A 13,862-nucleotide genomic window follows, 5' to 3' on the forward strand; every position below is an offset into this window, starting at 1 on the left:
TCGCCACGTACTCATTCACCACGTGCTCACTCGCCACGTACCTATTCACCACGTACGAGGGTGAAGAAGTCGACGCGGGTGGCGGCGGCGGTGGCGGCATCGCGGCGCTGACGCTCGGCCAGTTCCTCGGCCAGCGGCGCGAGTACGTGCGTCTCGAGCTTCTGCTGCCATTCGGCGTGCTGGGCGACGGCATCGGCCAGTGCGATCAGCTCGGCGTGGCGGTGGTCACGGCCCCGCACCCAGCCGTGGCCGAGGGTGCCGTCATCGAGGGCGACGCTGGCGCGGGTCAGGGTCATCTCGCCGAGATGGAAGGCGTTGCCGGTACCGCCGGTGCGGCCCTTGAGCATCGCCATGCCGGTTTCCGGGCCGCGTACGCAGCGATGTGCGGGCACTGCATCGAGCGCCGTCCAGCACGCCTCTATTCGCTCGCGGGTGGAGAGCGCCAGCAGCCGCTGACGCGCGCCTCGTGATGTGTCGTTCATGACGCAACCTCGTCGGTGTCGAAATCCATGGGGTCGATGTCGAAATCAACGTGATAGGAGAGCCGGTCGGCGCGCGCCCGGCCCATCGAGATTTCCACCAGCGCGCCGTCGGCATCGGTGTTTTCGCTGGTCATCAGCAGCAGCGGTGCGTTGAGCGGACACTGCAGCCAGCGGGCGTCGTCGCGGGTGGCGGTTGCGGCATCGATGCGCACCCGGCGTCGGTGAAGCCGCAGGCCATAGTGCTGACCCAGCAGGGCGCGGGTGGAACCGCCGCGATAGCGCTCCAGCCAGCCCGGCACGCGCTCGGGATCGAACCAGTGGCGCAGCCGCATCAGCGGGGCATCGTCGACGTAGCGCACGGTATCGACCCGCAGCAGCGGCTCGTCGGCGGGCCGTCCGAAACGCAGCGCGATCGCCTCGGGAGGCGTCACGAACCCCTGTTCGAGACAGCAGGTATTCGAAGGCAGACCGAGGCCGGCCAGATTCTGGGTCACCTTGCTACCGGCGCTGACGGCGTAGTCGAGACGTCGATCCACCACCTGAGTGCCGCGTCCCTGGTGGCGCGTCACCAGGCCGGCGGCGACCAGCTCGTCCAGCGCCCGGCGTACCGTGTGGCGATTGACCGCGAAGCGCTTGGCCAACTGGGCCTCGGTCGGCAGCAGATCGCCGGGGGCGTAGTCGGCGCGAACTTCGCGCACCAGCTCCTCGGCCAGTTCGCGGTAGCGCGGCATCGTCAAAATTTGTCTAGACATCATCGGACCCAAAAAACCGGGGGAAGCCCCGGCATCAGATGAAGCGTTTGCGAACACGCTGCGACGCCATATCGAGCAAAGTGACGGCAACGATGATCACCAGCATGATCGTGGCGGTCTCGGTGTACTGGAATCCGCGCATGGTTTCCCAAAGCGAGACGCCGATCCCACCGCCGCCGACCATGCCGAGCACCGTGGCCGAGCGAATGTTGGACTCGAAACGGTACAGGCTGACCGAGATCCACAGCGGCAGAACCTGGGGAATCAGGCCGAAGATGATCTCTTCCAGCCGCCCGGCGCCGGTGACGCGAACGCCTTCCATCGGCCCGGCATCGGTGGCTTCCACCGCTTCCGAGAACAGCTTGGCGAGCACGCCGGTGGTGTGGACGAACAGCGCCATGGTGCCGGCGAACGGCCCCAGGCCGACGGCGACCACGAACAGCATCGCGAAGACCAGTTCGTTGATCGCGCGGCACGCATCCATCAGGCGTCGTACCGGCTGGTTGATCCACCACGGTGCCAGGTTGTCCGAGGAGAGCAGGCCGAACGGAATGGCGAACAGCACCGCCAGCAGCGTGCCCCAGATCGCGATCTGGATGGTCACCAGCATCTGGTCGATGTAGTGATCGAGGCTGCCGAAGGTCGGCGGCACGAAGTCGGCGGCGAGCGTGGCCATGTTGCCGGCGTTGCTGACCAGCAGGCCCGGGGCCATTTCGGCGCCCTGCCAGGCCCAGCCGAGCACGCCTGCGGCAACCGCCCAGCCCAGCAGCGTGGTCCAACTGCGCTTGCCGGCGCGAGCTTGCATGTCGAGGGAAGAGGCGCTTTGCATGTGCGTTGTCCTGACGAAGAGATCGATGAGGATCGGGGCTCGATCGCCGGCGGCAGGTCGAAGAGCTGATCTGCCGCCGGCCGGGAGCGGAACCTCAGTTGGCCATTGCCGTGGTGTTGTCGGCCTGCTTGGCCTGCGCGGCTTCGCGGGCGTCCATGCGCTGGTTCAGCGATTCGAGGCGAGCGTCGATATCCGCGAGTTGCTGCTGCTTCTCCTCGGCATCGATCGAATCGTCGGCGGCGAGCTGGGCGCGCTGCTTGAACAGGGCGAGCTGACGGATCGGCAGCAGCTGGTCGTTGTCGGAAGCGGCAAAACCGGACCACTGCAGCGGCTCGAGAATCTGCTTCTGCTTGTCGGTATCGCCGTAGCTCAGGAAGAACTGGCGCAGCTCGTCCTTGGTTTCCTGCGGCAGATTGGTGCGCCAGACCAGCGGGTCGGAGGGGATCAGCGGCGACTTCCAGATCACCTTGAGCTGGTCGGCCTTGTCGGGATGGGTGATCTCCAGGCGCTCCATGCTTTCGGTGTTGAACGTCGCGACATCGACCTGGCCGTTGGCCACGGTCAGCGCATTGGTCTCGTGATTGGAATTGAGCGTGCGCTTGAACGCGGTGGCGGGATCGACGTGGTTCTTGGCGAAGACGTAGTAGCCCGGTACCAGATAGCCCGAGGTGGAGTTGGGATCGCCGTTGCCGAAGGTCAGCTCGCCGGCGTGATCCAGCACTTCGTCGACCGAGTCGTAGGGGCTCTCCTTGTTGACGATCATCAGGCTCCAGTAGCCCGGCGCGCCATTGGCGGCGACGGTCTGGGCGAAGATCTCGCCACCGGCGCGATCGACTGCTTCCATTGCCGACTTGTTGCCGTACCAGGCGAGATCGACCTTGTCGAAGCGCATCGCCTGGATCACCGCGGCGTAGTCGGTGGCGAAGAACGGCTGGACCTCGACGCCCAACGCCTCGGACATGTCATCCAGAAACGGCTGCCACTGGGTCGACTGGTTGGAACTCGATTCGGTGGAGATGATGCCGAAGCGCAGCGGCTCGTCGGCGGCCTGGGCCGAACTGACGGCCAGCGTGGTGCCGAACAGGCCGAGTCCGGCGATCAGCGGCAGGGCCGCACGGCGTAGACGGGATGAGATCATGTCGTTTCCTCGAAGCGTCGGGGTTGGTGATCGATGGTCAGGGATCGGTCGTGGGTATGTCGGTTTTCCTGCAGAGCTCGCTCGGCTCAGCCCACCGCATGCAGTGGCGCCGCCATCCGATGATCGGGCTGACGGGATTCGAGCTCGTCGAGACCGGCGTTCTCGTAGAGCGCCTGCAGGCGGCTGTCGGTGAGGCCTTCGATCGGCCCGTCGTAGTAGAGCCGCCCCTGCTTGAGGGCGATGGCGCGGCGGCAGTAGCGGCGCGCGACATCGACCTGATGCAGAGTGACGACGATGGTGCGGCCGTCCTCGCGATTGATGCGCTGAAGAATCTCCATCACCTCGCGGGCGCTACGCGGATCGAGGGAAGCGATCGGCTCGTCGGCGAAGATCACTTCGGCCTCCTGGACCAGCGCCCGGGCAATGGCGACGCGCTGCATCTGGCCGCCGGAAAGGGTATTGGCGCGCTGGTGGGCGAGACCGACGATGCCGACCCGCTCGAGTGCGCGCAGCGCCAGATCCCGTTCGTGCTGGGTGAAGCGGCCCGTCAGCGCCCGCCATCGCGGCATCGCCCCGAGGTGGCCGATCAGCACGTTGGTCAGCACGCTCAGGCGGCCGACGAGATTGAACTGCTGGAAGATGTAGCCGGCACGACGGCGCTGTTCGCGACGCGCGCCGACCAGTCGTCCCTGGCGCTGCACGTCGCGATCCAGCACTCTGACGTGACCGTGCGACTGGCGGTCGGCACGGGTCAGACCGATGAGATGGCGCAGCAGGGTCGACTTGCCGGAGCCCGACGGCCCGATCAGGGTGACCATTTCGCCGCTGGCGATCTCGAAACCCACCTCGCGCAGCGCGGCGTGGTTGCCGAAGGATTTGTCGAGCCGTTCGACGCTAATGATGGCGGTCATACGATTCGTCCCGGAAAGTGTTTGGAACCCGAAAAGGTTGGACACAGTCTGGCGACGTCGTGTGACGGTTATTTATCTAGACAATTAAGAAACGGTGACAAGGACGGGGGCAAAAAACGCCACGAAAAAAGCGCCCGTGGGCGCTTTATGAGGAGTATCAGCAGGTTGGCGGCGGCCGTCATCGCGCTGACACGAATTCGTCGTCGAATCGTCACATCCAGCACAAGACGATGTCGGCCGCCGGCCGGGCGTCAGGCGCTTTCCGTGGCGGGCAGGAAACCGCCCTGTCTGAGCACGTCCTCGTAACCTTCTCGGAAGGTGGGATAGCGGAACGTGTAGCCGGAATCGAGCAGCAGCCGGTTGTTGCAGCGCTTGCTGGAACGGCGACGCAGCGGTGACTGGATGACGTCCGGCGTCTCGACCTTGAGTCGCCCGGCGATCCAGGCCATCACCTCGTGCAGCGGTGCCGAATCGCAATCGCTGGCGAGATAGACCGGCTCCAGCGGCTTGCCTTCCAGCGCCAGCTGGATCAGGTGGGCGATCACGCCCGCGCAGTCGTCGCGATGAATGCGATTGGAGTACATTGGCGGGTTGGAGGCGGCGATACGGCCTTCGCTCACCTGGCGGATTAGCCGGTCGCGACCCGGGCCGTAGATTCCCGAGAAGCGGATAGTCGTGCCCGGCAGATCGTGTGCGAGCAGCGCCTGCTCGGCCTCACGCATCAGTACCCCCGAGAAACCGTGGGGTTCGGTCACCGAGGTCTCGTCCACCTCTTCGCCGCCCTGCTGGGCATAGACGCTGGTCGAGGAGACGAAAAGGACCCGCTCGGGCGGCTTCTCGCGGGCGCCGAACGCCTGCAGAACCGCCTTCAGGCCGATCGGATATGCCGCCTCGTAGGCCGACTCCTCGAACCGGTCCGCCGTCACCGCGTAGACGATGAAGTCGGCGTCCGGCAGTGCCGCCAGCGCGGCTTCGTCGGTCACGTCCAGCGCCACCGCTTCGATCCCGGTGCCGGCGAGCGCGCCGACGTTGCGGCGTGCGCCGATCACGCGATGACCGGCATCGATCAACTGCTTCCCGAGCTGGGTGCCGATATCGCCACAGCCGAGAATTAGCGTAGTTTTCTTCACCTTTCCCTAGCCTCTTGGTAAAACGTCCTTGATGATTCGTCCCTGAGGACGCGAATGACCTCGAGAACCACACACTGACTTCGTGCGACAGGGAGCCTTCCGGTCCCAGCCAATGACTCTAACAGAACTCCGCTACATCGTAACCTTGGCCCAGGAGCGCCACTTCGGCCGCGCCGCCGAACGCTGCTTCGTTTCCCAGCCGACGCTGTCGGTGGCCGTCAAGAAACTCGAGGACGAACTCGGCATCGCCCTGTTCGAACGCTCCAAATCCACCGTTCAGGTGACCCCGCTGGGCGAGCGGATCGTCGAGCAGGCACACCGCGTGCTGGAGCAGGCCACGCTGATCCGGGAGATGGCCACCGAAGGCAAGGACCAGCTGATCAGCCCGCTGCGGATCGGTGCCATCTATACCATCGGCCCCTATCTGTTTCCGCATCTGATTCCGGCGCTGTCGCGCATCGCACCGCAGATGCCGCTCTATATCGAGGAGAGCTTCACCGGCGTGCTGCGGCGCAAGCTGCGCAGCGGCGAACTCGATGCCATCTTCGTGGCGCTGCCGTTCAACGAGTCCGACGTAGTCACCAAGACGCTCTACGAAGAGCCATTCGAGGTGCTGCTGCCGGCCGGCCATCCATGGACGGAGAAGGCGGCGATCGCCAAGGAGGATCTGCTCACCGAACGGCTGTTGTTGCTCGGCGAGGGTCACTGCTTCCGGGACCAGATTCTGGAGGCCTGCCCGGCGATCAGCGCGCAGCTCAACAACCCGTCGAACACCCTGATCGCCGAAGGCGGCTCGCTGGAGACCATCCGTCACATGGTCGCCTCCGGCCTGGGCATCACCGTGCTGCCGAAGCTGGCGATCGGCACCAATCATTATGAAAACGGCCTGCTGGAGAGTCGGCCGTTCAAGGGCAGTGCCCCCACGCGTAGCGTCGCGCTGGCATGGCGCGCCAGTTTCCCGCGGCCCAAGGCGATCGACGCACTGATTCAGGCGATCGATAAAATCCAGGGTAGCGACGTCGAGGCCGCATGAGCCTCGATGCGCCGGTAACCGACCTCTCCGGCGTCGGCGAGGCCCTGGCCGGCAAGCTGGCCCGGCTGCGCATCGAGCACGTCGTCGACCTGCTTTTCCATCTGCCGCTGCGCTATCAGGACCGGACACGAATCACGCCCATCGGCACCCTGCGTGCCGGCACCGAGGCCGTGGTCGAAGGCGAGGTCAGCGCTGCCGAGGTCGTCCGCGGCCGTCGGCGCAGCCTGCTGGTCCGCCTCAAGGACGGCACCGGCATCCTCAGCCTGCGCTTTTTCCATTTCTCGCCGGCCCAGCAGCAGCAGTTCGCCAAGGGCGTGCAGGTGCGCTGCTTCGGCGAGGCCCGCGCCGGCAGCACCGGGCTCGAGATCTATCACCCGGAATATCGTCTCATCCAGAGCGAAGCGACGCCGGTGGACGAACACCTGACCCCGATCTATCCCGCCACCGAAGGGCTGGCGCAGCCGCGCCTGCGCGCCTTGATCCAGCAGGCGCTGAAGCGGCTCGAACAGGCGCCCGAAAGCCTGCCGGAGTGGATTCCCGAACCGCTGCGCGGTCGTTTTCGGCTGCCGGGGCTGATCGAATCGGTGCGCTATCTGCACGAACCACCGCCGGACGCGCCGCAGGAACGGCTGGCCGATGGCCGCCATCCCGCACAGCGGCGCCTGGCGCTGGAAGAGCTGCTGGCCCATCAGTTGAGCCTGCGCCAGGTCCGCCTGCGCATTCAGACCGATGGCGCGCCCCGGCTCGCGGCCAGCAGCAACCTGCAGGCGCGCTTTCTGACCCAGTTGCCGTTCTCGCTGACCCAGGCACAGCGCCGGGTGCTGGAGGAGATCGGACGGGACCTGGAGCGGGAAGTACCGATGCTGCGGCTGGTGCAGGGCGATGTCGGTTCGGGCAAGACCGTGGTCGCCGCCATGGCGGTGCTGAACGCCATCGCCGGCGGCTGTCAGGCGGCGGTGATGGCGCCCACCGAGATTCTCGCCGAGCAGCACTTTCGCCAGTTTCGGGCCTGGCTCGAACCGCTGGGGATCGAAGTGGGCTGGCTGGCCGGCAAGCTCAAGGGCAAGGCACGCCTGGATACCAAGGCCGCCATCGCCGACGGCCGCGTGCAGGTCGCCGTCGGCACTCACGCGCTGTTTCAGGACGACGTGGTCTTCCACCGCCTGGGGCTGGCGGTGATCGACGAGCAGCATCGATTCGGCGTGCATCAGCGCCTCGCACTGCGCCAGAAGGGCGAATCCGGCGGCCTGACGCCGCATCAGCTGATCATGACTGCCACGCCGATCCCGCGCACCCTGGCGATGAGCGCCTACGCCGATCTCGACCTGTCGGTGATCGACGAGTTGCCGCCGGGACGCACGCCGGTACATACCGTGGCGGTGCCGGACGAGCGTCGCCCGGAAGTGATCCAGCGTATCCGCAACGCCTGCGCCGACGGCCGCCAGGCCTACTGGGTCTGCACCCTGATCGAGGAGTCGGAAGCGCTCACCTGCCAGGCGGCGGAGGTGACCCGCGACACGCTGGTGGAAGCGCTGCCGGAGCTCAACGTGGGACTGGTTCACGGCCGCATGAAGGCGCAGGAAAAGGCCGACGTGATGGATGCCTTCAAGCGCGGCGAGCTGGACCTGCTGGTCGCCACCACGGTGATCGAGGTCGGCGTCGACGTGCCCAACGCCAGCCTGATGATCATCGAGAATCCGGAGCGGCTGGGGCTCTCCCAGCTGCATCAGCTCCGCGGCCGGGTCGGTCGCGGCAGCGTCGACAGCTACTGCGTGCTGCTCTACCACCCGCCGCTGTCGAACCATTCGCGCCAGCGGCTCGGTATCCTGCGCGACACCACCGACGGCTTCAAGGTGGCGGAAAAGGACCTCGAACTGCGCGGCCCCGGCGAAGTGCTCGGCACCCGCCAGACCGGGCTGGCGCAGATGAAGATCGCCGATCTCGAGCGCGACCGCGACCTACTGGATACCGTCACCGCCCTGGCCCAGGCGCTGCTCGAGGAAGCCCCCGACGCCGCGCCACCGCTGATCCAGCGCTGGCTGGGCGACGAAGCCGGGCGCTACGGGCAGGTGTGAAGCCTGGCCGTAACGCCCGCGCGCTCAGGAATTTCAAGCATTCTCGGCGGCTTTGCCGCCAATCTTCTCGCCGCTGTCCTCTTCGTCATCTTTTCCGTCGTCACCCTTTCCGTCGCCACCCTTTCCGTCGCCACTTTTGCCCTCGCCCGGCGTCTCCACCGGACGCGCGATCAGCCGGGCCGCCGCTTCGCTCATCGGCACCAGCTGGCGGCTGATGTGCAGCAGTTGAGTCTGGATCACGCGGCGCTCGTCGTCGGCGTCGTCCTGAGCGGCGGTGGGCTCCTGCTCGAAGATCGCCACCAGCGCGTTCTGCTCGCCCCGGGGGTCGTCGATGGGCTGGCGCGACTGCAGGTTGGCGGCAATGGCGTCGAAGCGATCCGCGATCCGCCGCGCGGCGGCATAGATCTCGGCATCGCTTTCGGCATTCGACTCGTTGGCCGCCAGCGCGCCCCGATGCGCTCCCAGCGCCGAGAGATAGCCGAGCAGCGTGTGGGAGACGACCAGGAAGCGGAAACCCTCGTCGGCGTCCTTCTTACGATAGTGGCCGGGCTCCTGCAGCATGTTGGCCAGCACCGTGGAGAGCGCGGCATCGGCGTTGTGGGCGTTGCGGCGCGCCAGCCGGTAGGCGAGGTCGTCCTGCTTGCCGGCCTCGTACTGGTGGATGATCTCGCGCAAATAGAGCGTGCTGTTGGTCAGCGCCGTCGAGGCCACCTTGTGCAGGCGCCGCCCCTGCCAGTCCGGCAGGATGAAGAACACCGCCAGGCCGGATATCAGCGCGCCGATCAGCGTATCGATCAGCCGCGGCAGGATCAGGTCGAAGCCGTCGCCGACCTGGTTGAAGCTGCTCAGCACCAGCGTGGTGATGGCGGCGGTGGCGATGACGTAATGCTTCTCGCGATTGGCGAAGAAGACGACGCCGGCCACCACGGAAATCAGCGACTGGAGCAGCGGGTTCGGAAACAGGCTGATCAGCGCCCAGCCCACCACCAGCCCGACTACCGTGCCGACGATGCGCTGGCGCAGGAAACGGCGCGTGGCGCCGAAGTTCGGGCGACACACGAACAGCGTGGTCAGCAGGATCCAGTAGCCTTGGGTCGGGTGAACCAGGTGCAGCACGCCATAGCCCACCAGCAGCGCGGTCGACAGGCGCAGCGCGTGACGAAAGGTCGGCGATCCCGGCGTCAGGTTGAGGCGGATACGCTCCCAGGCGTCGCGGAAGCTGCGCGGCGAGCGGTCGAGGAGGCTGGCGTCCTTCTGATCGACCACCGCATCCGGGTTGTGGGCGCTGGAGAGCTGGTCCTCCAGTGTCGCCAGGTTACGGCCCAGTGCCTGCAGCGAGCGCAGCAGCGGGGTCCATTCCGGATTGCGCTGCGCCCGCAGGTAGACGATCGACGCCCGCAGATCCTCCAGCGCCTGCTCGCTCTGGCCGTGCTCGAAGGGCTGGCGCAGCAGCAGCGCCTTGGCCAGCCGCTTGCACGCCCGGCCCTGCTGGTCGAGCAGCCGCTGGCAGCGAAACAGCACGTCGTGATGGAAGAAGGTCTCGGTCAATGCCGAATAGGGGTAATGGGAGGCGCTGACCCGCTCGTGGATGTCCTGGGCGATGAAATAGAGCCGCAGGTAGCGGTTGAGCTTGCGGCTGCCACGCTGGCCCTCGAGCCGGCGGAAGATCATCTCCTTGGCCTGATTGAGCGCGGTCACCACGCGGCCGTTCTGGCGCGCCAGCGCAACGCGACGGCTTTCGACATCGACCCCGCGCAGCGGCTCGAACAGTGTCGCCTTGATGATCAGATATTCGCCCAGCTCCCGGTAGAGCTGCGCCATGCTCTGCTTGACCGGCTGGCGCGAGAACAGCGCACACCAGACGACCGAAATCGCCCCGTACCAGGCCGCACCGCCGACCAGCAGTAGCGGCTGATGCCAGAAATTGCCGTCGGTGGTGCCGCCGTGCTGCTCGATATTGATCATCGAATAGACCGACAGGATCAGCGTCGCCGAGGCGATGGTGGCGTAGCGCTGCTCGATGGCCCCGAGCATGATGAAGGTAAACGCCGACAGTGCCAGACCGGGCGCGAACAGCCACGGCCAGGGGAACAGCAGCTCCACCGAGCACGAGGCGACCAGGAAACAGATCAGCGTGACCAGCAGCGCCCGAACGCGGCCTTCCCAGTTGTCATCGGTCTCGGAGAGCGCGCTGGCGATGATGCCGAGGAACAGCGGAATGGCGAGCGCGATCTGATCCTGGGACCAGCTCAGCGCAATGGCGCCACTGAACGCCAGGAACACGCGGAAGCTGTAGGCGAACTTGTCCAGCGTCCACAGCTGGCGCAGGGAGTGGGAAAACGAATCGGAAATCTCGGTCTCTCCAGGATTGTGGTCGTGCCGTCAAGATAGCGCGCCCGCGATACCGGGAACAGACGCCGCCGACCATGAACGAATAGAGAACCCCACCAGGATTTAGACTTTAGTATAACGTCTTTACACCTATCGGCAGCAACGGCGCTGCGCTTTATCCTCGCCCCCACTTCATCCCTATCCCGGAGTTCGGCATGATCGGGGTTTACCGGAAGATTGAGGCAGAGCGTGCGACCGACCAGGCATTCGCATCGAAACGGCGTGTGGCGAGCACTCGCCATCATGGGCCAGGCATTGCGGGCGCTGGTGTTGCTGGCCGTGATCGCCTGGGGCGTGCTGGCGCTGCACTTCGAACTGCCGGGACCAACGCTCGTCGTCGATTTGGTGATCGCAGCATGGGTGCTGGTCGGCCTGGCCGCGCTGCTGGCCCCCTTGGCAAAGCGCCGCCATCGCCGGGCGTCGTCGGCGCTGCGCGTCCTGTTCGCGCTGGCGCTGATCGCCGTCGTGAGCTGGTGGCAGAGCCTCGAGCCCAGCAACGAGCGGGACTGGGCGCCGGACGTGGCGCGCCAGCTCTCGGTCGAACGCGAGGGCGACCGGGTCCGGCTTCACAACGTGCGCGACTTCGAGTGGCAGACGCCGGACACCGCGACGACGCGCTGGGAGACCCGCGAGTACGATCTCTCGCAGCTCGACTCGGTGGACATGGCGGTTTCCTACTGGATGGGCCCGGCCATCGCCCACACGCTGGTCACGTTCGGCTTTGCCGACGGCCGGCATCTGACGTTTTCGGTGGAGATCCGGCGCGAGCGGGACGAGGCGTTCTCGATCAGCGGCGGCTTCTTCAAGCAGTTCGAGCTCAACCTGATCGCCGCCGACGAGAACGACATCCTGCGCCTGCGCAGCAACGTCAGAGGCGAGGACGTCTATCTCTACCAGGTCGGGCTCTCGCCGCAGGCACGCCGCGAGCTGTTCGTCGCCTATCTCGACGAAGCCGAGCGGCTGCGCCGAACGCCCGAGTTCTACAACACCCTGACCAGCAACTGCACCACCATCGTGTTCGACATGGTCGACAGGATCGTCGCCGGGCTGCCCCGGGACATCCGGCTGATTCTCTCCGGCTACCTGCCGGAATACGTCTACGAGATCGGCGGGCTGGATACGAGCCATCCGCTCGCGTTCCTGCGCCGCCGCGGCTATATCAACCCGCGCGCCCAGCAGATTCCGTACAATGCCGGGAGCGAGGCCTTTTCCCGTGCCATTCGCGACGGGGTTCCCGCCGCCGACGGCGAGATCCTTCACGCTTCGTCGCCCTGACGTGCCCTGACCCGACATTCATGCCAATGACCTCCCTGCGCGACGCCATCGAAAACCGTATCAGCCACCTGACCGGCCGCACGCTGGGCGGGGTCGACTATACCCAGCCCAAGGGCGATCCGGGCCTGTTCGGGCCGGAGACCATGGCGTGGCGGGTGCATGGGGATTTCACCTCGATGATGTGCGGCGGCATCAGCGCGCTGCTGCTGCAGATGCTGCATCCGCTGGCGCTGGCCGGCGTCTGGGACCATTCCAACTTCCGCCGCGACATGATCGGCCGGCTTCGCCGCACCAGCCAGTTCATCGCCGTCACCACCTTCGGCTCCCGCGACGACGCCGAGCGCATTCTCGAGCGGGTACGCCGAGTCCACGACAGCGTCAGCGGGTACGCCGCCGACGGCACACCCTACGCGGCCAGCGATCCGGACCTGCTGGTGTGGGTCCATGTCGCCGAGATGAGCCGCTTTCTCGCCTCCCATATTCGCTATCGCGATCCCGGCCTGAGCCTGGCCGACCAGGATCGCTACTTCGCCGAAACCGCCCGCGTGGCCGAAGCGCTGGGCGCGCGCCACGTGCCCAAGAGCCGGGCGGCCATCGATGACTATCTCGAGCACCAGCGGCGCTATCTGGTCTGCGACGCCCGCACTCGCGACGTCATCGACGTGCTGCTGCACGCGCTGCCGCTGAGCCCGGTCATCCGCCCCGTCGGCGCGCTGTTCATGCGCGCCGGCATCGACCTGCTGCCGCCCTGGGCGGCGACGCTATTGAGCCTCGAGATGTCGGCACCCGAACGTCTCGCCGTGCGCAGCGGCATTCGCACCATCGCCCCGGTGGTGCGCTGGGCGGTGCGCAACGGCTCCTACCGTCGCGCCATGGAGCGGATGCAGGCCCGGGAGCAGGCTCAGAACTGATCGCCGGGCAGCTCGCGACGCAGCCATTCGGCGAGGCGCTCGCCGCGTCGGGCGTCGACTCCCGGAGCCAGCCACAGCCCCAGCGAGGCGGTGGTCTCGACCGCCGGCCATGGTGCCATCAGGCGTTCCTGACGCAGTTCGGCGGCCACCAGCAGCTGCGGGGCAATGGCGACCCCGAGTCCCGCCAGCGCGGCTTCCAGCAGATAGTAGAGATGTTCGAAGCTGCGCCCCCGGCCCCGCGCCGCTGCCAGCGTCTCGTCGTCCACGCCCATGGCCGCCGCCCATTCGGGCCAGGCTTGCGGCCGCGACGCCGTGTCCAGCAGCGTGAGCCGTTCCAGCATCGCCCCGGCCGACGCCTGCGATGTCGCCGTCCAGACCGCCGGTGTCGCCACGGCGACGATTCGTTCCGGCATCAGCGGGAACACCGTCATGTCGGCGGGCCACGGCGGCGCGGCGAAGCGCAGCGTGGCATCGACATCCTCCCGGCGCGGGTCGAGTTCGTTCTCGCTGGAAACCACCCGCAGTCGCAGTTCGGGCAGGTCGGCGTTGAGCCGGTCGAGCCGCGGGATCAGCCAGCGCGCCAGCAGGCTGCCCGGGCAGGCCAGCGTGAACGGCGCTTCGTCGAGACGCCGCGCGAGTCTGGCGCAGCCCTCGCTCAAGCGTGAGAAAGCCTCATGCACCGCCGGATACAGCTCCCGGCCGTGGGCCGTCGGTTCGAGCCCGCGCCCCGCCTTGTCGAACAGCGCCGTGCCGAAATGGTGCTCCAGGGTTCGCAACTGGCGGCTCACCGCGCCGTGCGTGACGTTCAGCTCCCGCGCAGCGTCGCTGACGCTGCCCAGACGAACCGTGGCTTCGAACGCGCGCAGCGCATTGAGCGAAGGTAGCGTGGCCATTCCGCCTCCGTCGATGGGTGAGTTTTACTCACAGGATGCGGA

The 13,862-nt window shown here is 66.7% G+C and carries 12 protein-coding genes; 4 read left to right on the forward strand and 8 right to left on the reverse strand.

Going from position 1 to position 13,862, the window contains the following annotated elements:
• Positions 1-41: 41 nt before the first annotated feature.
• From phnG to CCD76_RS14335, 6 genes are all read right to left on the reverse strand, one after another.
• Positions 42-482 carry a phosphonate C-P lyase system protein PhnG gene (gene phnG / locus CCD76_RS14310; RefSeq protein ID WP_087720122.1) on the reverse strand — a complete coding sequence of 147 codons (441 nt, stop codon included), beginning with the start codon at positions 480-482 and terminating at the stop codon, positions 42-44.
• Entirely contained in the window at positions 479-1,234 is a 756-nt protein-coding gene (gene phnF / locus CCD76_RS14315) for a phosphonate metabolism transcriptional regulator PhnF (protein WP_179208936.1), read from the reverse strand. The genes phnG and phnF overlap by 4 nt, the downstream gene beginning before the upstream one ends.
• Before the next feature lie 34 nt (positions 1,235-1,268).
• Positions 1,269-2,063 carry a phosphonate ABC transporter, permease protein PhnE gene (gene phnE, locus CCD76_RS14320; RefSeq protein WP_071230465.1) on the reverse strand — a complete coding sequence of 265 codons (795 nt, stop codon included), beginning with the start codon at positions 2,061-2,063 and terminating at the stop codon, positions 1,269-1,271.
• 94 nt (positions 2,064-2,157) lie between these two features.
• The gene (gene phnD / locus CCD76_RS14325) at positions 2,158-3,201 is read right to left on the reverse strand and encodes a phosphonate ABC transporter substrate-binding protein (RefSeq protein ID WP_087720124.1); all 1,044 of its coding nucleotides are present in this window, start codon (positions 3,199-3,201) and stop codon (positions 2,158-2,160) included.
• 86 nt (positions 3,202-3,287) lie between these two features.
• A complete protein-coding gene (phnC, locus tag CCD76_RS14330; protein ID WP_087720125.1) occupies positions 3,288-4,112 on the reverse strand; it encodes a phosphonate ABC transporter ATP-binding protein in 825 nt (274 codons plus the stop codon).
• 251 nt (positions 4,113-4,363) lie between these two features.
• Positions 4,364-5,242, reverse strand: a complete 879-nt coding sequence (locus CCD76_RS14335; RefSeq protein ID WP_087720126.1) for an NAD-dependent epimerase/dehydratase family protein — start codon at positions 5,240-5,242, stop codon at positions 4,364-4,366.
• A 112-nt stretch (positions 5,243-5,354) separates the two neighbouring features.
• On the opposite strand from CCD76_RS14335, the gene CCD76_RS14340 reads away from it, so the two are divergent.
• Positions 5,355-6,275, forward strand: a complete 921-nt coding sequence (locus CCD76_RS14340; RefSeq protein WP_087720127.1) for a hydrogen peroxide-inducible genes activator — start codon at positions 5,355-5,357, stop codon at positions 6,273-6,275.
• Positions 6,272-8,350, forward strand: a complete 2,079-nt coding sequence (recG, locus tag CCD76_RS14345; RefSeq protein WP_087720128.1) for an ATP-dependent DNA helicase RecG — start codon at positions 6,272-6,274, stop codon at positions 8,348-8,350. Before CCD76_RS14340 ends, recG begins: the two co-directional genes overlap by 4 nt.
• 33 nt (positions 8,351-8,383) lie before the next feature.
• On the opposite strand, the gene yccS is transcribed toward recG, so the two are convergent.
• A complete protein-coding gene (gene yccS / locus CCD76_RS14350; protein WP_087720129.1) occupies positions 8,384-10,702 on the reverse strand; it encodes a YccS family putative transporter in 2,319 nt (772 codons plus the stop codon).
• Between the two features lie 261 nt (positions 10,703-10,963).
• Here yccS and CCD76_RS14355 point away from each other — a divergent pair, with 261 nt between their 5' ends.
• Together CCD76_RS14355 and CCD76_RS14360 are read left to right on the forward strand one after the other, a co-directional pair.
• Positions 10,964-12,016, forward strand: a complete 1,053-nt coding sequence (locus CCD76_RS14355) for an Lnb N-terminal periplasmic domain-containing protein (RefSeq protein WP_256961316.1) — start codon at positions 10,964-10,966, stop codon at positions 12,014-12,016.
• A 20-nt stretch (positions 12,017-12,036) separates the two neighbouring features.
• Positions 12,037-12,927, forward strand: coding sequence for an oxygenase MpaB family protein (locus CCD76_RS14360; RefSeq protein WP_256961317.1), 891 nt, complete (start codon positions 12,037-12,039; stop codon positions 12,925-12,927).
• On the opposite strand, the gene CCD76_RS14365 is transcribed toward CCD76_RS14360, so the two are convergent.
• Positions 12,918-13,820 (reverse strand): LysR family transcriptional regulator, encoded by a 903-nt coding sequence (locus tag CCD76_RS14365; RefSeq protein ID WP_087720131.1) that lies wholly within the window; start codon positions 13,818-13,820, stop codon positions 12,918-12,920. The genes CCD76_RS14360 and CCD76_RS14365 overlap by 10 nt on opposite strands.
• Positions 13,821-13,862: the final 42 nt, after the last annotated feature.

This window comes from Salinicola salarius, from assembly GCF_002179555.1.
Lineage (GTDB): Bacteria > Pseudomonadota > Gammaproteobacteria > Pseudomonadales > Halomonadaceae > Salinicola > Salinicola salarius_A.